Raw genomic sequence first — 19,444 nt, 5'->3', positions numbered from 1 at the left:
GGGCCGCTCACGCGTTCGTACGGGCTGACAGAATCAGCGGCATGGCGGACATCATCCAGCGCGACGGGACCTGGAACTTCGACGGCGGGGCGGTACGGATCGTGCCGGGCCGGGGCAAGGGCATCCACCCGCTCCGGGAAGCGCTCGGGGAGCGGATCGTCCCCTTGCACGCCCTGGCGGGCATCTCCTTCGAGCCGGACCGCAAGGGCGGCCGGCTGCGGTTGCGGCTGCGCGACGGAGCGTGCCCGGTGCTGCGCGCGGCCGACGGCCGGCTCAAGGACGCGGCTGACCCGTACCAGCTGGCCGTGGAGAAGGACCGCGACGGCGTGGCGGGGTACTTCGTCGACGCGGTGCGCAACGCCCTGCTGATCGAGCAGGTGCCGTCCGGTCCGGTGGACGGCTTCCTGCTGCCGGGGCCCTCGCTGCCGGTCGCCGGCGGCGGCGGGGACGGCACGGCCTCCTTCGACGGTGAGACGGTCCGGCTCACCTGGAACTGGAAGGCCGACGAGGTCAAGACCTCGGGCGGCCCGGTGGCGTTCCCGGTGTCGGAGGTGACGGACGTGCGCTGGGTGCCCCCCATCGGCCTGGAGAACGGGCATCTCCGCTTCGTCCGGGCCGGAGCTCCGGCAGCGGCCCCCATACCCGAGAAGGACCCGTACTCCCTGGATCTGTGGGGGCTGTCGAAGAAGGAGTACACGGCGGTGCTGGTCGCGGCGGCGGTCCTGGTACGGCTGCCCGGCGTTCCGGACGCGGACGCCCTGCCCGAGGCCACCGGGCCCGCCGCGTACGCCGGGCCCGCGGCGATCGCGGCCCCAGCCCCAGCCCCAGCCCCAGCCCCGGCCCCGGCTCCGGCTCCGGCTCCGGCCGAGGACGAGCACGACGTACTGCTGCGCAGGCTCCGCGAGCTCGGCGAGCTGCACCGCTCCGGGGTGCTCACCGACGACGAGTTCGGCGCCGCCAAGCAGGCCGTCCTCAGCCGCCTGTAAGCCCTCCGAGACCTCAATCACACCCACCCTTGCCCGATATCGGGCAGAATTGTTGCGTAAGCGCCTCTCCGACCGCAGTATCGACGAGTGCTCGAACGCCGCCCGTCGCACGACGACCTCATCGACCACCTGGTGCGCAGCACCGCGCTCCAGCGCGGTGAGGCAGCCCGGGTGATCCTCGACGTGCTGGCGTACTTCGATGAGACGACCGAGGACTTCGTCCGCCGCCGCCACCGCGAACTGCAGTCCGGCGGTCTGGTCAACGCGGAGATCTTCGAACGGATCGCGGCCGAGCTGCCGCACCGCGCGGTCGCGCCGCCGGAGCTCTCGCTCCGTCAGCTGCGCCGGATCGTCTACGGCTGACACCACCGGCACGGCCGGTACGGCCGCGCGCACGGGCACCACAGGTACGTCGTTGTTGGAGGGGCAGAGACTCTATGTGCGGAATCGTCGGATACATCGGGAAGCGTGACGTGGCTCCCCTGCTGCTGGAAGGGCTGCAGAGGCTGGAGTACCGGGGTTACGACTCCGCGGGCATCGTCATCACCGGCAAGGCGACGGCCGGGAAGCCCGCCGCCCTGCGGATGGTGAAGGCCAAGGGCCGGGTCCGCGAGCTGGAGGCCCGCGTCCCCAAGCGCTTCACCGGCACCACCGGCATCGCCCACACCCGCTGGGCCACCCACGGCGCCCCGAGCGACGAGAACGCCCACCCGCACCTGGACGCCGAGAACAAGGTCGCCGTCGTCCACAACGGCATCATCGACAACGCCTCCGAGCTGCGCGCCAAGCTCGTCGCCGACGGCGTCGTCTTCCTCTCCGAGACCGACACCGAGGTGCTGGTCCACCTGATCGCCCGCGCCCAGGCGGACACCCTGGAGGGGAAGGTCCGCGAGGCGCTGCGCTCGGTCGAGGGCACGTACGGCATCGCCGTCATGCACGCCGACTTCAACGACCGCATCGTGGTCGCCCGCAACGGCTCCCCGGTCGTCCTCGGCATCGGCGAGAAGGAGATGTTCGTCGCCTCGGACGTCGCCGCGCTGGTCGCCCACACCCGCCAGGTCGTGACCCTGGACGACGGCGAGATGGCCACCCTCAAGGCCGACGACTTCCGTACGTACACCACGGAGGGCTCGTCCACGACGGCCACGCCGACCACCGTGGAGTGGGAGGCCGAGTCGTACGACATGGGCGGCCACGACACGTACATGCACAAGGAGATCTCCGAGCAGGCCGACGCCGTGGACCGGGTGCTGCGCGGCCGGATCGACGACCGGTTCGCCACCGTGCACCTGGGCGGTCTCAACCTGGACGCCCGCGAGGCGCGCGGGGTCCGCCGGATCAAGATCCTGGGCTGCGGCACCTCGTACCACGCGGGCCAGATCGGCGCCCAGCTGATCGAGGAGCTGGCCCGCATCCCCGCGGACGCCGAGCCGGCCTCCGAGTTCCGCTACCGCAACCCGGTCGTCGACCCGGACACGCTGTACGTCGCGGTCTCCCAGTCCGGCGAGACGTACGACGTGCTGGCCGCCGTCCAGGAGCTCAAGCGCAAGGGCGCCCGGGTGCTCGGCGTCGTCAACGTGGTGGGCTCGGCGATCGCCCGGGAGGCCGACGGCGGTACGTACGTCCACGCCGGGCCCGAGGTCTGCGTGGTGTCCACCAAGTGCTTCACCAACACGGTCGTCGCGTTCGCGCTGCTCGCCCTGCACCTGGGCCGCATCCGGGACCTGTCGGTCGCCGACGGCAAGCGGATCATCGAGGGGCTGCGCAAGCTCCCCGCCCAGATCAGCGAGATCCTCGCCAACGAGGACGAGATCAAGAAGATGGCCGCCGCCTACGCGGACGCCAAGTCGATGATGTTCATCGGCCGGGTGCGCGGCTACCCCGTCGCCCGGGAGGCCTCGCTGAAGCTCAAGGAGGTCTCGTACATCCACGCCGAGGCCTACCCGGCCTCCGAGCTGAAGCACGGGCCGCTGGCACTGATCGAGCCCGCGATGCCGACGGTCGCGATCGTGCCCGACGACGACCTGCTGGAGAAGAACCGGGCCGCGCTGGAGGAGATCAAGGCCCGTGAGGGCCGCATCCTCGCCGTCGCGCACCAGGTGCAGGAGAAGGCCGACCACACCATCGTCGTACCGAAGAACGAGAACGAGCTGGACCCGATCCTGATGGGCATCCCGCTCCAGCTCTTCGCGTACCACACGGCGCTGGCCATGGGCCGTGACATCGACAAGCCGCGCAACCTGGCGAAGTCCGTCACCGTCGAGTAGGTCCCGTACCGCAGCTGTACGCCGCCCCGCCGATCCGTCAACCACCGTGCTTCCACGGACGAGTTGACTCACGATTGGCGGGGCGGCGCCCGTTCAGGGGATGACGACGACGGGGCGTTTCGCGCGCCGCGCGAGGCGGCCCGCCACCGAGCCGAAGATGCGGCCGACGACGCCGTGCGTGGAGCCCACGACGATGGCGTCGGCCGAATACTCCCGGCCGACCTCCTCCAGCTCGTGGCAGATGTCCCCGCCGCGCTCGACCAGCACCCAGGGCACCTCGGAGAGGTAGTCTGCGCAGGCGAGCTCCAGCCCGAGGACCTCGGTGCGGTGATCGGGTACGTCAACGAAGACGGGTGGTTCGCAGCCCGCCCAGACCGTGGTGGGCAGCCGGTTGGCGACATGGACGATGATCAGGCCGGAGCCTGATCTTCGGGCCATCCCGATGGCGTAGGCGAGGGCGCGTTCGCTGGAGGTCGAGCCGTCGAAACCGACCACCACTCCGTGGCGGAACGCCGGATCGCAGGAATGACGTGCTTCTTCGACCGCCAGCGGGTCCGACAGGTGGTCGGCTACCTGCTTGCGGTCGGCGGGTTCGGGGATTTCGTGACCGGCCATCGGTGTCTCGGCGAAGAGGATCCTCGTGAGGAGAACGACGTGGGGAAGGTGCGTCAGCGGGCAATGATGCGGTGTCCGGGAATCATCTTCCCAACCCCTTACCCCCAAGGGTACGGCGCCACTCCTCCACTGCCCAGATCCGCGCAAAGCGCGCGCGACGTGTCACGGAGCATGCCCGAGCCCGCCCCGGATGGCAATGGCCCCTGTGCCGTACACCGACGCCGACACCTCCCGGACGGTCCCGCTCGGTGACCGCGCGGCCCGGATGCGTCACCCCGGCGGCGCGGAGTTCGGGCCACCGGGCGTCAGGCACCCGCGGCACGGATCCGCGCCCGGCCGGCGTCCCCCCGGAGCGACGCGCCGCCCCAGAGGCCCCACAGCGCCCGCCGGGCCCGCCGCGGCCCGCCCGCCCCGTTCCCGGCGCCCGCGTGGCCGGAGACGCGCGCTCGCCCGACGGGCTCAATCCGGTCGCCGCGGGTTGCGAGTGCCGCATTCCCCGCAATCGGCCGCCCGACCTGCCCAGGGGGCGCGTAGAAGCGGTTGTTCAGCCGGGTTGTGCGCCGGTTCAATGACCGAATCACGTACGCACAACCGTCTATTTCAAGCCAACTTCACCCCCCTGCCCGTTCCTTGCCGAAATGGCCGACCAACCCCCTTGCACCAGGCAGGAAGAGACCGCGCGGTACGCTTCTGCCCAACAGGGACGGGCCATCAATGCGCAGCGCCCTTCCCTGTGCGTTCTCCAGATGCAACGCTTCGTGATCGAATGCTTCCCGCCAAGTGACCTTGTCGATATAACGCCGGTGGGTGAAGTTGTCACCCCGGCACCATGGGACGCAGTAGATTCGATCTTGGGTTTCGAAGTCTGGGGAACTCGTGCAGGACCGAGGGGAAAAGTGCAGGAGCGACAGGCCCGTAAGGACCAGGGAGACGCGAACACCAAGGGGGGCTTAGCGTCATGAGCCAGGACTCCGCCGCCGCAACGGAGGCTGTACGAAAGCTCAGCGGACGTCGACGACGTGAAGTCGTCGCCGTACTGCTGTTCAGCGGCGGCCCCATCTTCGAGAGTTCGATCCCGCTCTCCGTGTTCGGAATCGACCGTCAGGACGCGGGAGTTCCGCGCTACCGCCTGCTCGTTTGCGGCGGCGAAGAAGGACCGCTGCGCACCACCGGTGGGCTCGAACTCACCGCGCCGTACGGGCTGGAGGCGATCAGCAGGGCCGGCACCGTCGTGGTGCCCGCCTGGCGCTCGATCACCTCGCCACCGCCCGCAGAGGCACTGGAGGCGCTCCGCCGCGCCCACGAGGAAGGCGCCCGCATCGTCGGGCTGTGCACGGGCGCGTTCGTGCTCGCCGCCGCGGGCCTGCTGGACGGCCGCCCGGCGACGACCCACTGGATGTACGCGCCGACGCTGGCCAAGCGCTATCCGTCGGTGCACGTCGATCCGCGTGAGCTCTTCGTCGACGACGGCGACGTGCTCACCTCCGCCGGAACGGCGGCCGGCATCGACCTCTGCCTGCACATCGTCCGTACGGACCACGGCACGGAGGCCGCCGGGGCACTGGCCCGCCGGCTCGTGGTGCCGCCCCGGCGCAGTGGCGGTCAGGAGCGCTACCTCGACAGGTCTTTACCTGAGGAGATCGGCTCCGACCCGCTCGCCGAGGTCGTGGCCTGGGCCCTGGAGCATCTGCACGAGCAGTTCGACGTGGAGACGCTGGCCGCGCGCGCCTACATGAGCAGGCGGACCTTCGACCGGAGGTTCCGTTCGCTCACCGGCAGCGCACCGCTCCAGTGGCTGATCACTCAGCGGGTGCTGCAGGCGCAGCGGCTGCTGGAGACGTCCGAGTACTCGGTCGACGAGGTGGCGGGCCGCTGCGGCTTCCGCTCGCCGGTCGCGCTGCGCGGGCACTTCCGGCGCCAGCTGGGCTCCTCCCCCGCGGCGTACCGGGCCGCCTACCGGGCCCGGCGTCCGCAGGGCGGGGATCCGGTGTCCTCGATGCCGGAGACGATGGTGCCCGCCCAGAGCAGCGCGATGATCCGGCGGGCCGCGGCCACGGCGGGCTCACAGGTCATCGTGCCGCCACCGCCCGGCTCGCTCCAGCCCGAACAGGGGAAGCCCGGACCCGACGCGTACACGACGGGACGCCCGACCCTGCCGGGGCAGCGCAGCGCCCCGTAGGGTGGGGGTCATGAACGATCGCATGGTGTGGATCGACTGCGAGATGACCGGGCTCTCGCTGACGGACGACGCACTCATCGAGGTGGCCGCACTGGTCACCGACTCGGAGCTGAACGTGCTCGGCGAAGGGGTGGACATCGTGATCCGCCCGCCGGACGCGGCCCTGGAGACGATGCCCGAGGTGGTACGGCAGATGCACACCACCTCGGGCCTCCTCGACGAGCTGGCCGGGGGCACCACCCTGGCCGACGCCGAGGCCCAGGTGCTGAACTACGTCCGCGAGCATGTGAAGGAACCAGGCAAGGCCCCGCTCTGCGGAAACTCGATCGCCACCGACCGTGGTTTCCTGGCCCGGGACATGGCCGCGCTGGAGGGTTACCTCCACTACCGGATCGTCGACGTCTCCTCCATCAAGGAGCTGGCGCGGCGCTGGTACCCGAGGGCGTACTTCAACAGTCCGGAGAAGAACGGCAACCACCGGGCACTCGCGGACATCCGTGATTCCATCACGGAGCTGCGCTACTACCGCGAGGCGGTCTTCGTACCGCAGCCGGGCCCCGACTCGGAGCGCGCGAAGGCCATCGCGGCCCACGTCGCACCGCCCACGCCGTAGAGCCTCGTGAAGCCGCTGGTCATGGTCCTTCCGAGGACATGAACCAGCGGCTGAACAACAGGGGAGCGAGCACCCTCCCAGACCCTGTACACTTTTTCTCGGCCGGTCAGAAAGACCGGACGCGGTGGGTATAGCTCAGATGGTAGAGCACCTGGTTGTGGTCCAGGATGTCGCGGGTTCGAGTCCCGTTACTCACCCTGAAGGGAAAGGCCCCGGTCTTCGGACCGGGGCCTTTCGCATGCCCGGGGCCCCGGCGCCGGGTGGCGTACGTCACGGCCGCCGGGCCGGGCCGACCGGGCCACGGGCACGGGCGGCGGCGGCCCGGTCGGCGGCAGGCCGGGCGGCGCGGCACCCGGACCGTCCGGTACGCCGCCGCCCGCCCGCCCAGGCCGCTCTCCGCGCGGGAGAGGCGCCGCCGCGTCGCCCTGATCCGTTCCGGCGTCGTACAGGCCGCGGTCCGCGCCATTCCCCGGCTCCGCGCCACGAAGCCCTGCGGGAAGACCCGATGGCCAGGTGCCGGCGATCACACCGATGAGGACATGGCGTCCGCGGAAAGGAACCGGTACCGGCGGTCGTGGCCGCCCGTTCCGCCCCTCGGCACCGTCCGGGCCACGCGCCGGACAGTGCCCCCGCTCCGGTGGAGCGCACTGGTGTGAGAACGCCCCTGACGTGCCATGATGGACGAACGCCCTTGACCATCAGCGGTGTTGACGCATCAAGCGCACAATCAGGAGGAGGGCCGGTGAACGGCACCAGAAAGGACGTTCGCAAGATCGAGGTGGCGCTGAAATGGCAACCGAGCCCTGCCGGTGAGCCGGCCAGTCACCTGGACATTGTCGCCGCGACCTACCTGACGGCTGCCCCGTACGGAGATCCCTCGTACATCGTGCACTGGGACAGCCGTTCCCCGGACGGCACCATCTACCTCAACCGGGACAGCAAGGACGGCAAGGGCCTGGGCTGGGACGAGGTCATGACGCTGGAGCTCGACCGGCTGGATCCCCGGTACGGGCGCGTGGTCGTCGGCGTCGTGATCCACCAGAACGCCTGCCGCAGGACGTTCGACGGCGTGCTCAGCCGCGGCCTGCGCCTGCGCGAGGGCTACACCGTCCTGGTGGAGGACGACTTCGGCGGAGTCCTGGAGTCGACGGCGGCGACGGTCGGCGAGTTCGTACGCGACGGCTCCGGAGTGTGGACCTTCCGCCCCGGGATCCGCGGGTACGACGAGGAGCCGCAGACCTTCACCAGGATCATGGGCCACACCCCCGGGCCGTGAGACCGGGGCGCCGCCCGCCCCCGTTGGGCCCCGCCCCTTCCCGCGCAACGCGGGGAGGGGCTGTTCCGTGTGCCGACCGGGCGTCCGCGAAGCACCGGCCGCGACCGGGAAGCCCACCCGGCGCCCACGGGCAGGCGTCGCGCGCGGCGAGAGCGTCCGGCTCGCTCTTCCCGGCGGTGGTGACGGCCGGGCCGGAACCCGCCGGTGAGGCCGCCGCGGCGGTCGCGGCGGCCGAAGTGCCCGGTGGAGCGGGTGGCCTGGCTGGTGGTCAGGTCGCTCCTCCGCGGTCTCCCGGCGGAGGATGTCCAGGGTGCTGTCCCCCGGGCCGCCGTTGCGCCGGTGTCTCCCGCGTCCCGGCCGTGGAGTCGCCGGGGTGACGACGGGCGGCCAGGCTCCCGTTGCCGCGCCTGATCACGGCGGCGACGACGAAAGCGGTGGTTCACGGGCTTCGGCGTCGGCCGCCAGGCCCGCCGCGACGGCCCGTGGTGGTCTCTGGCCCTGCCGGACGCGCAAACGTACTGCCCGGCCGGTTTCAGGTCCCGCGCACGATGCCGGACGGGCCCGTCCCCGGGCGGGGCGGGTTCAGGAGGAGTCGCGGACCACCAGTTCGGTGGGGAGCACGATCTGGGGGCGTTCCTGGGAGTCGCGGTCGATCTCCTGGAGGAGGACTCGGGCCATGGTGCGGCCCATTTCCTCGATCGGCTGGCGGACGCTCGTGAGGGGCGGGTCCATGTGGCGGGCCACCGCCGAGTCGTCGAAACCGATGAGGGCCACGTCGTCCGGGACGCGGCGGCCGGACTCGCGGAGGACCTGGCGGGCGCCCGCGGCCATCACGTCGGAGGCGGCGAAGACCGCGTCGACATCGGGGCGCAGGGCGAGGAGTGCGCGCATGGCCCTGGCACCGCCCTCCTCGGTGAAGTCGGCCGGGGCGATCAGCTGCTCGTCGGGGGTGAGACCGGTCCCGGTGATCGCCTCGCGGTAGCCGTCGAGGCGGCGCCGGGCACCGTAGACGTCCAGCGGGCCGGTGATCGTGGCGATGGCGCGGCGGCCCCGGGAGTACAGGTGGCCGACCGCGGCGCGGGCTCCCGCGAAGTTGTCGGAGTCGACGGAGGCGAGCTTCTCCGAGGCCGATCTGCGACCGCTCATCACGGCTGGCATGCCGAGCTGTTCCAGCAGGTCGGGCAGCGGGTCGTCGGCGTGTACGGAGACCAGCAGCACGCCGTCGACCCGGTGCGCGGTCAGGTACTGGACCAGCCTGCGGCGCTCGCGGTCGTTGCCGACGAGGGTGAGCAGCAGCTGCATGTCGGTGTCGGCGAGGGCCGCCCCGACACCGCGGACGATGTCGGAGAAGTACGGCTCGGCGAAGAAGCGGGTCTCCGGCTCGGGCACCACCAGGGCGATGGCGTCCGTTCGGTTCCCGGCGAGCGCGCGGGCCGCGCGATTGGGTACGTAGCCCAGCTCGGCCACGGCCGCCTCCACCGCCTCGCGGGTCCGTGCGCTGACCCGGGGCGAGCCGTTGATGACACGCGAGGCCGTGCCGCGTCCCACCCCCGCCCGCGCCGCGACCTCTTCGAGCGTGGGCCGGCCACCGCTCCGTACTCGCGCTGCCGCCATGGCTGCCTCCCGTTCGCGGCCAATTTCTCATAGCCGGATACCCAAACCAAGTCCGGGCATCGGGCCCCGCAGCACCCCTACGGGCCGGGCGGCAGCTCGCGGACCGCCCTTCTGGGAGCGCTCCCAATTCTAGGTGCGCGGAGCGTGAGGGCCGTGGGGACAGCGATGAGACCCGGCTCGGGGAGCCGGGTCTCCTCAACCAAGGAAGGGAGTGGGGAGGGAGGCGGGTCAGGGCGTCTTCGCCGGGGGCAGGGCGTGGCGGCGGATGACGTCGGCGTACCAGTGGGCGCTCGCCTTGGGGATGCGGCGCTGGGTGGAGTAGTCGACGTAGACGGCGCCGAAGCGCTTGGAGTATCCGTACGCCCACTCGAAGTTGTCCATCAGGGACCAGAGGAAGTAGCCGCGGACGTCGGCCCCGTCGGCGACCGCCCGGCGGATGGCGTCGAGGTGGCCGTGCAGGTAGGCGATGCGCTCGGGGTCGGCGACGTGGCCCTCGGGCGAGATGTAGTCGTCGAAGGCGGCGCCGTTCTCGGTGACCATCAGCGGCAGGCCGGGGTGTTCCCGGGCGACGTCGAGCAGCAGGTCGTGCAGGCCGTCCGGGTCGATCGCCCAGTTCATCGCGGTGCGCTCGCGGCCCTCGGCGAGGTGGAAGGCGACGTGCTCGGAACCGGGCCACGGGGAGTGGTCGCTGTTTCCGTGCCCGTCGTCGCGGGTGTCGCCGGTGCCGTCGGCGGGCGTGGAGACCACGGTGGGGGTGTAGTAGTTGACGCCCAGTACGTCGACCGGTGTGGAGATGGCCGCCAGGTCGCCGCCCCGGACCAGCTCCGTCCAGTCGACCAGGTGACCGGTGTCGGCGAGCAGGTCCTCCGGATACGCGCCCTTCAGCATCGGCCCGGTGAAGATCCGGTTGCCGACCGCGTCGATCCGGCGGGCGGCGTCCGCGTCGGCCGTGCCCGCGGTCAGCGGGCGGACGTGGTGGAGGTTGAGGGTGACCGAGATCCGCGCGGCAGCGGGGAGGTGGTCGCGCAGGATCCCCGTCGCCCGGCCATGGGCGAGGTTGAGGTGGTGGGCGGCGCGCAGGGCGGCGGCGGGCTCGGTGCGACCGGGGGCGTGCACGCCGGAGCCGTACCCGAGGAAGGCCGAGCACCAGGGCTCGTTCAGGGTGGTCCAGGTGGTGACGCGGTCGCCGAGCGCGCGGGCCATGATGTCGGCGTAGTCGGCGAAGCGTTCGGCGGTGACCCGCTGGGGCCAGCCCCCCGCGTCCTCCAGGTCCTGGGGCAGGTCCCAGTGGTAGAGCGTGGCGACGGGTGCGATGCCCGCTTCGAGGAGCTCGTCGACGAGCCTGCGGTAGAAGTCCAGGCCGCGTTCGACGGCCGGGCCGCGGCCGGTGGGCTGCACCCGGGGCCAGGAGATCGAGAAGCGGTAGGCCGTGAGGCCGAGCCGCTTCATCAGGGCCACGTCGTCGCGGTAGTGGTGGTAGTGGTCGGCGGCGATGTCTCCGGTGTCCCCGTTGCGGACCTTGCCCGGGGTGTGGCTGAAGGTGTCCCAGATGGAGGGGGTGCGGCCGTCCTCGGCCGCGGCGCCCTCGATCTGGTAGGCGGCGGTGGCCGCCCCCCAGACGAAGCCGGGCGGGAACTGCCCCGTGCCGGTCGCGGGCTTCGGGGCGGTGTCGGGTCGTACGGCAGTCATGCGGGAGCGCTCCCAGGGTGTGCGGAGGGAAGGGGGGCAGGGCAGGCAAGCGGAGAGGAGACCGGGGAGGGGCCGGGGTCACCCCTTGACGGCGCCGGACATGATCCCGCCGACGATCCGCTTGCCGAAGATCACGAACACCACGAGCAGCGGCAGCGTGCTGATCAGCGCACCGGCCATGACGATGCTCTGGTCAGGGGTGTAGGAGGCGCTCAGCTGGCCGAGGGCCACCTGGAGCGTGGGGTTCTGCTGGTTGAGCGCGAGGTAGGGCCAGAAGAAGTCGTTCCACGCCTGGACGAAGGTGAGCATGCCGAGCACCATCATCGCGGGACGGGCGACCGGCAGCACCACGCTGAGCACGATGCGGAAGTTGTTCGCGCCGTCGATCTTGGCGGCCTCGACCAGTTCGTAGGGAAGCGCCTCGCTCAGGTACTGCCGCATGAAGAACACCCCGAAGGCGCTGACCAGGGTCGGGAAGATCACCGACTCCAGCCTTCCGCCCCAGCCGATGTCGGACATCATCATGAACAGCGGTACGACGCTGAGCTGCGGCGGGATGGTGAGCGTGGCGATGACGCCGGTCATCAGCGCGCCGCGGCCCCGGAAGCGCATCTTGGCGAAGGCGTAGCCCGCCAGGGTGCAGAAGAAGAGCGTCGCGGCGGTGATGCAGCTGGACACGATGACGCTGTTGAGGATGGCCCTGCCGAGATTGGCGTCGTTCCAGGCCGCGTCGAGGTTGTGCAGCAGCCGTCCGCCGGGCAGGAACGGCGGTGTGGTGGCGAGGACTTCGTCCTGGGTGTGGGACGCGGCCACCAGCGTCCAGTAGAGCGGCAGCAGCGAGCCGATGCCGACGACGGCCAGGGCGAGGTACGCGAACGGGCCGCCCTTCAACTGCTGTCCCGCGCCGGGCCGGAAGCGGATCGGGCGGCGCGCCTCCCGTCGGCGGGGGGCCGGGGAGGACGGGGTGGCCGAGGCTGCCGGGACCGCGGGGTCCGGGGACGTGGTGGGGCTGGTCGTGGTCATGAGAGTCGCTCCCGGTCAGACCGCGGATTTACGTACGAGGCGGCCGACGAGCCAGTTGGCCGCGGCGATGATCAGCAGGAGGGCGAGCATCGCCCAGGCGACTGCGGCGGCCGGGCCGAGGTGCCCGAGGTTCCAGCCGTAGTTGTAGAGGTAGACGCTGAGCGTCTCGTACTGATTCTCGTTGCCGCCGATGGCGCCGAGACGGCCGCCCTCCAGCAGCAGGGGCTCGCCGAAGAGCTGCATCGAGCCGATGGTGGAGATGACGATCGTGAAGAGGATCGTGGGCCGCAGCGAGGGGATGGTCACCTTGCGGAACTGCTGCCAGCGCGACGCGCCGTCCAGCGAGGCCGCCTCGTACAGATCGGTGGGCACGGCCTGCATGGCGGCCAGGTAGATCAGGGCGTTGTAGCCGGTCCAGCGCCAGATCACGATGACGGAGATGGCGATCTTCGAAGTCCAGTGCCCGTTGGCCCAGTTGGTGTCGCCGAGCCCGACGAAGTGCAGCACCCAGTTCAGCAGGCCGCCGTCGGCCCGGAAGACCAGGGCGAAGACGAGTGCCGCGGAGGCCACCGAGGTGGCGTACGGGGTCAGCACGACGGTCCGCCAGAAGGTGCTGGCACGGAGCCGGTAGTTCAGCAGATGGGCCAGGCCCAGCGCGACCAGCAGCTGCGGGACCGTCGACATGACGCCGATCAGGAAGGTGTTGGTGACGGCCGTCCAGAACTCGGAGTCGTGCAGGATCGTGCTGAAGTTCTCCCAGCCGACCCACTCCATCTGGTCCAGCCCGGTCATCTCCACCCGGTGCAGGGCTATCCACCCGGTGTAGAGCAGCGGGTAGAGCCCGAACGCGCCGAAGACCAGGAAGAACGGGGCGATGTAGGCGTACGGCGAAGCCTTGTCGTCGAAGCGCCACAGCCTGCTCCGCCAGGTCCGCCGGGCAGAACCGGCCGGGGCGTGCGGAGATCCGCCGGGTGGCGGGACGTGTGCGTCCCGGGTGGGAGTCGAGGGGGCCACGGGCGGGAGTCCTTCCCTGGGGTACGTACCGGCGTGCGGGGCGGGGCGGGATGGTGCGGGAAAGGGGCGTGCGTACGGGGTGCGAAGAGGGCCGTGCGCTGGGGCTCAGAGGAGGCGCGCACGGGGTCCGACGGGCGCGTGCGCGGGGTGCCGAGCGGGTGGGTACGGGCCCGGGGGGCACGGGCCGGTGCGGGCGGTCCCGGGGAGGGAGGCGCCCGCACCGGCGGCGGTCAGCCGATCGCCTTGTCGATCGCGTCGGTCGCGGCCTTCCACGCCTTGTCGGGGTCGGTGCCCCGCTGCTCCATGTTGGTGATCTGGGTCGAGATGGTGTCCTTGATGGTGGCGTCCTTCGGGCCGAGCACCGCCTCGGGGATGGTCTTGGCCTCATCGGCGTAGATCTGCCCGATCGGCGCGTCGTTGAAGTACGGGAGCTTCGCGTTCTTCACGTCGGGGAGCTCGTAGGCGCCCTTGTTCGACGGGAAGACCCCGATCGCCTTGAACACGGCGGCCTGCTGCTCGGGGGCGGTCAGCCACTTCACGAGCTTGCCGGCCTCCTCGACGTTCTTGCCCGACTTGGGCACGGCGAGGAAGGAGCCGCCCCAGTTGGCGGCGGTGGCGCCGGGCGCGGTGGTGATGTTCCACTTGCCCTTGTTGCCCTCACCGGCGTTGACCGAGATCTGCCCGGCCATCCACGCGGGGCAGACGACGGTGGCGACGGTGCCCTTGCGCAGCGCGGGAACCCAGGTGTTGGCGTCGAACTGCGCGAGCCCCTGGGAGAGCTTCTTGGACGCGACCTCGGCGGCCAGGTTCCAGCCCTGCTGGACGCTGGAGCTCTCCTTGTAGACCGGCTTGCCGCCCTTGTCGTAGTACTGCTCGGCGTTGGAGCTGACCACGGCGTTGAACATGGCGCTCGCCGAGTCCATGAAGTACGTGCCCGCGGGGGCCTTCTTCTTGTACTCCTCGCCGAGCTTGAGGTAGTCCTCCCAGCCGCCCGCGACCTTCTTGGCGACCTCCTCGCGGTCGGTCGGAAGCCCTGCCTTCTGGAACAGATCGGTGTTGTAGCAGAGGGACATCGGGCCGATGTCGGTGCCCGCGCCGATCACCGCGCCGTTCTGGGCGGTGGCCTGCTTCGCCTTCCACGAGACCCACTCGTCGACGTCGATGACCTTGCCGAGATCGGCGAAGGAGTCCGCCTTGGTGTCGACGATCTCCTTGATCCGGCCGACCTCGATGCCCTGGATGTCGGCGAGTCCGCTGCCCGAGTTCAGCTGTTGCAGCAGCTTGGGGTAGTAGACCTTCTCATCGGCGGTGACGTCTTCCTTGATCGTGACGTTCGGGTGCAGTTCGTGGTACTTGGCGAAGAGCCCGGCCTCCTTGTAGCCGAACTGCCCGAAGTCGGCGATCGTCAGCGTGACGTTCCCGTTCTTGTCGGGGCCCGTGCTGCCCGACATGTCCGAGCCGCCGCTGCAGCCGGTCAGCAACAGGGCCGAGACCGTCAGGCCCGTGGTGGCCAGAACCGCGGCTCTGCGGCTCGGACCGGCGCCGGTGCGGGTGATGCGCATTCCACTACTCCTTGTTCCGGGTGGGACGTGCCGGGGTGGGGGGCGGTGTTCCGGTCGCGCGGCGCGGCCGGCGGCGGGAACGGGAGCGGGCGGGGAAACCCGTCCGACGTGGGAGCGCTCCCACGCGTCGATGTCGGAAGGTTCCTGCCTTGAAGGGGTGAGTGTCAAGACTTGAAGACGGTTCCGTTGCCCGAGCGTGTCCGGCAAGTCACGGGACCGTGTCCCGCCCAGGTCTTGCCACGGCTCGTATACATGGGTTCCCCGCCCCGGACCCGTGAAGAACGCGCAGGCCAGGGGTGCGGCCGGGCTGCCGGTACGGGCCGGGCGCCCGGGAACGGAGGGTTCGGCGCGGGCCGCCTCCCGCGCACCGCGCCTCCGGACGGCCGCCCGCCGGAAGGTGAACGGGGTACGGCGCGACGGGGCGGCCGGGGGCGGCTCGCCCGCCTTCCCCCTTCGAGGCTTCGAGGCGTCGGGCGCCGAGGCGTCGATGTGCCAAGGTTCGGGGTTTCGGGCGTTCGAGGCGTCGGAGCTCCAGGGGCCACGGCTTCGATCCTGGCGGTGCTGTCCGTGGCGAACCGGGCGCAGGGGCGTAAGGACCGCCCGGCATGAATCCGTACCGCCGCCCGTACCGGCCGCACCGCCCGTACTGGCGGTGCCGCCCGTACCGCCGTGCTCAGCCGAAGACCGAGGGCGGCGGTGCCGGGGAGGGGCGGGCGTCGGCGTCCCGTACCGGTGTCGCGCCGCCGGTGAAGTCGGCCAGCGCCCGCCCGTGTTCGACGCGGCCGGGGTGCGGGTCGGTGGCCACCTTGCGGGTCAGCTCCGCGATCTTCGGCGGCAGGCCGGAGGCGAGCAGCACCGCGTTGCCGAACCGTCTGCCGCGCCACACGGCCGGGTCGGCGGCGAGCGCGAGCTCGGGGAAGACCGTGGCGGCGGTGGCGATCTGGGCGCGCAGATGGGCCAGCGGGGGCCCGTCCGCGAGGTTGGCGACGTAGCTCCCGCCGGTCTTCAGGGCCCGGCGGACCTCGGCGAGGAACTCGGTGCTGGTGAGGTGGGCGGGGGTGCGGGCCCCGCTGAAGACGTCGGCGATGACGAGGTCCGCCCAGCCGTCCGGGATCTTCCCGAGCCCGGCGCGGGCGTCGGTGGCCCGGACCCTGATCCTGGCCTGCGGGTCCAGCGGGAGTTCCCGGCGGACGAACTGGACGAGGGCGGCGTCCACCTCGATGACCTGCTGGGTGGAGCGGGGCCGGGTCGCGGCGACGTAGCGGGCGAGCGTGAAGGCGCCACCGCCCAGGTGCACCACGTGCAGCGGCTGCCCGGCCGGGGCCAGGAGGTCGATGATGTGGCCGATCCTGCGCTGGTACGCGAAGGACAGGTACGTGGGGTCGTCCAGGTCCACGTGGGACTGCGGGGCGCCGTCCAGCGTCAGTGTCCAGGCCCGGGGCCGCTCCCGGTCGGGCACGAGTTCGGCGAGCGCTCCGTCCACCGGCTCGGCGAGGGGTTCCGCCCCGCGCCCGGCCCGGCCCCCGGCTGCCTTGTCCGCCCCGGTCCCGGCCTTCCGGCCGGACCGCTTGCGGGCCCCCGCGCCCCCGTCCGACGACGTTCCTCGACGTGCCACCGCTGCTCGTGCCCGCTCACTGCTCTTCGCTCCGGACCGGTACGGAACCGGCCGTGCCGGGGAAACCCGCCCACCAGCCCATTATGGGCGCGGGCGGGCCCGGCGGTCAGCAACAGCTGTCGGCGGCCTCGATCAGCCGGGCCGCCTGGTCGAGCGCGGCCCGCAGCACCACGGGGTCGGTGACCGGGGAGTCGGCCTCCGGCGGCAGCAGCCAGCCGCTGCCGGTGACGGGCGGCTCGGCGGGGATGCGCAGCCCCCGGCCCGCGGTCCGGGTGCAGGCGCTGCCGGGTACGTCCCACGCCTCGGCGGTCCCCGGCGGCACCAGGAAGCCGAGGGTGTCGCAGGCGCCGTCGTGCAGGACCGGACCGACGTCCTGCGCGGCGTCCCGGCGCAGGATGTCCACGGCCTCCAGCCCCTGCCGGGCCGGTACGGTCACCAGATCGCAGGGGGCCGCGCCGTGCTCCTCGGGGGGCGCGGCGGCCACCGGGGTGCCGGGGGCGGCCGGGGCCGTCGCAGTGGTCAGTGAGTCGGTCTCCGTGCCGAGATGCAACAAGGGACCTCTCCTCTCATCGCCGGGCGGAGCCGGATTCCGTGGTCACATGGCCCAACGCTCCGACGGCGTCAAGGGCTACGGTGCCACGCCGCCGCAAAGGGTGGCAGTTCATGGCGGATCACGCCCGCAATGCCCTCTTTGTCAATAAAAGTCGTGTGTGGTGAACCACAACAGCCGGTACGTTTTAGCTCCGTCGGGTCATCCGCCGGGACACCGGACACAGGGAACCCGGCTGCAGAGGTGCTGCAGAAGAGAGGTCCCGCCCATGGTGTCGACAGGGGCAGTGCCCAACCTCGCCTTCCGGCGGCTGCGCGGACAGCGCTCCGCCGGGGAGTTCGCTGCCGCCGTGCGCAGATCGGCCCGTGAGATCGGCGAGCAGGTCGCGTGCGACGCCCGGTACATCGGACGCGTGGAATCCGGCGAGATCCGCTGTCCCAACTACGCGTACGAACGGGTCTTCCTGCACATGTTCCCCGGCACGACCCTGGCGGACCTGGGCTTCTCACCGCGCGAATCCGTGCGCGGACGGGCGGCACGGCTCACCGCCTTCCCCCCACCCCCTACCCCCCACAGCAACCCCGACGAGGAGAGCGACGTGCTGCGTCGCGTATTCATGACGAGCGGCACCACTTTGGCCGCGACCCTGGGCCTGAGCGTCGGCGGCACGTCCGCCGCCGCCACGCTCCCCCACCCACGCCGGGTCGGCGAGAAAGAGGTGAGTGCCGTCGAAAAGGCGGTGCGGCAGATCCGGCTGCTCGACGACCGGCACGGCGGCGACGGCCTGTACCGCAAGGCCTCCGGCCCGCTGCGGGCCGCGTACGAGCTGCTGGACTCCGGGCCCGCCGCCCGGCGTTCCACCGCCGACCGGCTGCACGCCGGTGCGGGCGAGCTGGCCATCTCGGTGGGCTGGCTGGCCCACGACTCGGGCCGGCTGGAGGACGCCCGCTCGCACTACGCGGAGGCGCTGGCCACGGCGCGGGTCTCCGGTGATCCGGCGCTGGAGGCGCACGCGTTCTGCAATACGTCGTTCCTGGCCCGGGACACCGGGCGGCCCCGTGAGGCGGTGCGCGCGGCGGAGGCCGGGCAGCGGGCGGCCCAGCCACTGGGCTCGCCCCGGCTCCAGGCGCTGCTGGCGCTGCGGGAGGCGGGCGGCCGGGCCGGGCTCGGTGACCGCATGGGCTGCGAGCGGGCCATCGGCCGGGCTCTCACCGCCTTCGGCCGGGGGCCGTCCGACTCCGATCCGGAGTGGATGAGCTTCTTCCGGGAGGCGGAGCTGGAGATGCTGGAGGCGCAGTGCTGGTCGGCGCTGGGTGAATGGTCGCGGGCGGCCCGGCACGCCTGGCGGGCCACCCGGCTCCAGGACCCGCATTTCGCCCGGAACCTGGCGCTGTACCGCACCGAGCTGGCCTGGGACCTGGCCCGCGCCGGCCGGGCCGAGGAGGCCGCGGCCACCGGCCATCAGGTACTGGACCTGCTGGACCACGTCCAGTCGACCCGTATCCGGGGGATGCTCGCGGCGGCCGTGGAGGCGCTGAGGCCGCGGCGGGCCACGGCCGAGGTGCGGGAGTTCCTGGACCGGTACAAGGCGGTGGCCTCGGCCTGAGCGGCGCGCTCAGCCGTCCAGGTGGCCGGTGTCGTTCCAGCGTTCGATCGCGGGGGCGCCGTACGCCCAGCCCAGCACCGAGAGCGAGGTCGGGTCGAGCCGGACGCGTGCCGCGAACGACACGTCCTCGCCGAGCCACCGTGCGCCCAGGGCCCGCAGGATGTGGCCGTGGGCGAAGACCAGTACGTCACGGTCGGCCGAGCGGGCCCACGCCACGACCTCGTCGGCGCGGGCGGACAGTCCGGCCAGGGTCTCCCCGTCCGGCACCCCGTCGCGCCAGATGAACCAGTCCGGCCGGATCGCCTTGATCTCGGCCGGGGTCATCCCCTCGTACGCGCCGTAGTCCCATTCCAGGAGCGCGTCCCACGGTTCGGCCCGGTCGCCGAACCCGGCGATCTCGCAGGTCTCACTGGCCCGCAGCAGCGGGCTGGTGCGTACCTCCACGTCCGGCAGCCCGTTCCACGGCGCGTGGCGCAGCCGCTCGCCGAGGAGCTTCGCGCCCTCCCGGCCGGAGTCGAGCAGCGGGATGTCCGTCCGGCCGGTGTGGTTGCCCCTGACGGACCATTCCGTCCGGCCGTGCCGGGCGAGCAGGATTCGCGGTGCCATGACGGCCCTCCCTGGGCTGTGATCGGGGGCCGGATTTCGGGGACCGGCGACCGGAACCGGGACTACACGGTCATCCGGTCGTACCATCATCCCGCACATGATCGGGAGGCAACCTCGCGGGCCGGTGCGGCGTCCCACTCCCCGCGGAGGAATCCGCACGCACCCGGCCCATACGGGCCCCGGGGGAATCACTGCCGCATCGCACCGTACGGTTGAACGCCCGTCGTCG

Annotated in this window: 16 protein-coding genes and 1 tRNA gene; 8 read left to right on the top strand and 9 right to left on the bottom strand. The window is 71.7% G+C overall.

What is annotated here, in order from left to right:
- Positions 1-41: 41 nt before the first annotated feature.
- From ACFVWY_RS19285 to glmS, 3 genes are all read left to right on the top strand, one after another.
- Positions 42-986, top strand: coding sequence for a DUF4429 domain-containing protein (locus tag ACFVWY_RS19285; protein ID WP_389873647.1), 945 nt, complete (start codon positions 42-44; stop codon positions 984-986).
- A gap of 87 nt (positions 987-1,073) precedes the next feature.
- Complete coding sequence (locus ACFVWY_RS19280; RefSeq protein WP_365245908.1) at positions 1,074-1,349, top strand: hypothetical protein; 276 nt, start codon at positions 1,074-1,076, stop codon at positions 1,347-1,349.
- A gap of 74 nt (positions 1,350-1,423) precedes the next feature.
- Entirely contained in the window at positions 1,424-3,253 is a 1,830-nt protein-coding gene (gene glmS, locus ACFVWY_RS19275; protein WP_389873645.1) for a glutamine--fructose-6-phosphate transaminase (isomerizing), read from the top strand.
- 93 nt (positions 3,254-3,346) lie between these two features.
- Here glmS and ACFVWY_RS19270 read toward each other — a convergent pair whose 3' ends face one another.
- Positions 3,347-3,868 carry a universal stress protein gene (locus tag ACFVWY_RS19270; protein WP_389873642.1) on the bottom strand — a complete coding sequence of 174 codons (522 nt, stop codon included), beginning with the start codon at positions 3,866-3,868 and terminating at the stop codon, positions 3,347-3,349.
- A gap of 958 nt (positions 3,869-4,826) precedes the next feature.
- On the opposite strand from ACFVWY_RS19270, the gene ACFVWY_RS19265 reads away from it, so the two are divergent.
- From ACFVWY_RS19265 to ACFVWY_RS19250, 4 genes are all read left to right on the top strand, one after another.
- The gene (locus ACFVWY_RS19265; protein WP_389873640.1) at positions 4,827-6,047 is read left to right on the top strand and encodes a helix-turn-helix domain-containing protein; all 1,221 of its coding nucleotides are present in this window, start codon (positions 4,827-4,829) and stop codon (positions 6,045-6,047) included.
- Positions 6,048-6,057: 10 nt separating this feature from the next.
- Positions 6,058-6,660, top strand: coding sequence for an oligoribonuclease (gene orn / locus ACFVWY_RS19260; protein WP_389873638.1), 603 nt, complete (start codon positions 6,058-6,060; stop codon positions 6,658-6,660).
- A gap of 124 nt (positions 6,661-6,784) precedes the next feature.
- Positions 6,785-6,857, top strand: a tRNA-His gene (locus ACFVWY_RS19255).
- A 545-nt stretch (positions 6,858-7,402) separates the two neighbouring features.
- On the top strand, positions 7,403-7,936 hold the full coding sequence (locus tag ACFVWY_RS19250; protein ID WP_389873635.1) for a TerD family protein: 534 nt from the start codon (positions 7,403-7,405) through the stop codon (positions 7,934-7,936).
- A gap of 582 nt (positions 7,937-8,518) precedes the next feature.
- On the opposite strand, the gene ACFVWY_RS19245 is transcribed toward ACFVWY_RS19250, so the two are convergent.
- The 7 genes from ACFVWY_RS19245 to ACFVWY_RS19215 all read right to left on the bottom strand — a co-directional run bounded on the left by ACFVWY_RS19245 (position 8,519) and on the right by ACFVWY_RS19215 (position 17,006).
- Positions 8,519-9,550, bottom strand: coding sequence for a LacI family DNA-binding transcriptional regulator (locus tag ACFVWY_RS19245; protein ID WP_389873633.1), 1,032 nt, complete (start codon positions 9,548-9,550; stop codon positions 8,519-8,521).
- A 228-nt stretch (positions 9,551-9,778) separates the two neighbouring features.
- Positions 9,779-11,239: a GH1 family beta-glucosidase gene (locus ACFVWY_RS19240; protein ID WP_389873630.1), complete on the bottom strand. Its 1,461-nt coding sequence runs from the start codon at positions 11,237-11,239 to the stop codon at positions 9,779-9,781.
- A gap of 78 nt (positions 11,240-11,317) precedes the next feature.
- Positions 11,318-12,262 (bottom strand): carbohydrate ABC transporter permease, encoded by a 945-nt coding sequence (locus ACFVWY_RS19235; RefSeq protein ID WP_389873627.1) that lies wholly within the window; start codon positions 12,260-12,262, stop codon positions 11,318-11,320.
- A 15-nt stretch (positions 12,263-12,277) separates the two neighbouring features.
- On the bottom strand, positions 12,278-13,276 hold the full coding sequence (locus ACFVWY_RS19230) for a carbohydrate ABC transporter permease (RefSeq protein WP_389873625.1): 999 nt from the start codon (positions 13,274-13,276) through the stop codon (positions 12,278-12,280).
- A gap of 230 nt (positions 13,277-13,506) precedes the next feature.
- Positions 13,507-14,838, bottom strand: a complete 1,332-nt coding sequence (locus ACFVWY_RS19225; RefSeq protein WP_389873622.1) for an extracellular solute-binding protein — start codon at positions 14,836-14,838, stop codon at positions 13,507-13,509.
- A 673-nt stretch (positions 14,839-15,511) separates the two neighbouring features.
- Positions 15,512-16,453: a spermidine synthase gene (locus ACFVWY_RS19220; RefSeq protein ID WP_389873620.1), complete on the bottom strand. Its 942-nt coding sequence runs from the start codon at positions 16,451-16,453 to the stop codon at positions 15,512-15,514.
- 106 nt (positions 16,454-16,559) lie between these two features.
- Positions 16,560-17,006: a hypothetical protein gene (locus tag ACFVWY_RS19215; protein ID WP_389873618.1), complete on the bottom strand. Its 447-nt coding sequence runs from the start codon at positions 17,004-17,006 to the stop codon at positions 16,560-16,562.
- Positions 17,007-17,271: 265 nt separating this feature from the next.
- Between ACFVWY_RS19215 and ACFVWY_RS19210 the strand changes: the two genes are divergently transcribed.
- Positions 17,272-18,609, top strand: a complete 1,338-nt coding sequence (locus ACFVWY_RS19210) for a tetratricopeptide repeat protein (protein ID WP_389873616.1) — start codon at positions 17,272-17,274, stop codon at positions 18,607-18,609.
- A gap of 9 nt (positions 18,610-18,618) precedes the next feature.
- On the opposite strand, the gene ACFVWY_RS19205 is transcribed toward ACFVWY_RS19210, so the two are convergent.
- On the bottom strand, positions 18,619-19,215 hold the full coding sequence (locus ACFVWY_RS19205) for a histidine phosphatase family protein (protein WP_389873613.1): 597 nt from the start codon (positions 19,213-19,215) through the stop codon (positions 18,619-18,621).
- Positions 19,216-19,444 lie beyond the last annotated feature (229 nt).

It is taken from the genome of Streptomyces sp. NPDC058195, from assembly GCF_042883525.1.
Lineage (GTDB): Bacteria > Actinomycetota > Actinomycetes > Streptomycetales > Streptomycetaceae > Streptomyces.
The sequence above is the reverse complement of the archived record's forward strand: the minus strand, read 5'-3'. Positions and strand labels throughout refer to the sequence as shown.

What these genes read in the sequence shown, in the direction of transcription:
- ACFVWY_RS19285 (WP_389873647.1), top strand. Translation starts at nt 42, where the DNA reads ATGGCGGACATCATCCAGCGCGACGGGACCTGGAACTTCGACGGCGGG.
- ACFVWY_RS19270 (WP_389873642.1), bottom strand. Translation starts at nt 3,868, where the DNA reads ATGGCCGGTCACGAAATCCCCGAACCCGCCGACCGCAAGCAGGTAGCC.
- ACFVWY_RS19225 (WP_389873622.1), bottom strand. Translation starts at nt 14,838, where the DNA reads ATGCGCATCACCCGCACCGGCGCCGGTCCGAGCCGCAGAGCCGCGGTT.
- orn (WP_389873638.1), top strand. Translation starts at nt 6,058, where the DNA reads ATGAACGATCGCATGGTGTGGATCGACTGCGAGATGACCGGGCTCTCG.
- ACFVWY_RS19205 (WP_389873613.1), bottom strand. Translation starts at nt 19,215, where the DNA reads ATGGCACCGCGAATCCTGCTCGCCCGGCACGGCCGGACGGAATGGTCC.
- ACFVWY_RS19245 (WP_389873633.1), bottom strand. Translation starts at nt 9,550, where the DNA reads ATGGCGGCAGCGCGAGTACGGAGCGGTGGCCGGCCCACGCTCGAAGAG.
- ACFVWY_RS19240 (WP_389873630.1), bottom strand. Translation starts at nt 11,239, where the DNA reads ATGACTGCCGTACGACCCGACACCGCCCCGAAGCCCGCGACCGGCACG.
- ACFVWY_RS19210 (WP_389873616.1), top strand. Translation starts at nt 17,272, where the DNA reads ATGGTGTCGACAGGGGCAGTGCCCAACCTCGCCTTCCGGCGGCTGCGC.
- glmS (WP_389873645.1), top strand. Translation starts at nt 1,424, where the DNA reads ATGTGCGGAATCGTCGGATACATCGGGAAGCGTGACGTGGCTCCCCTG.
- ACFVWY_RS19265 (WP_389873640.1), top strand. Translation starts at nt 4,827, where the DNA reads ATGAGCCAGGACTCCGCCGCCGCAACGGAGGCTGTACGAAAGCTCAGC.
- ACFVWY_RS19235 (WP_389873627.1), bottom strand. Translation starts at nt 12,262, where the DNA reads ATGACCACGACCAGCCCCACCACGTCCCCGGACCCCGCGGTCCCGGCA.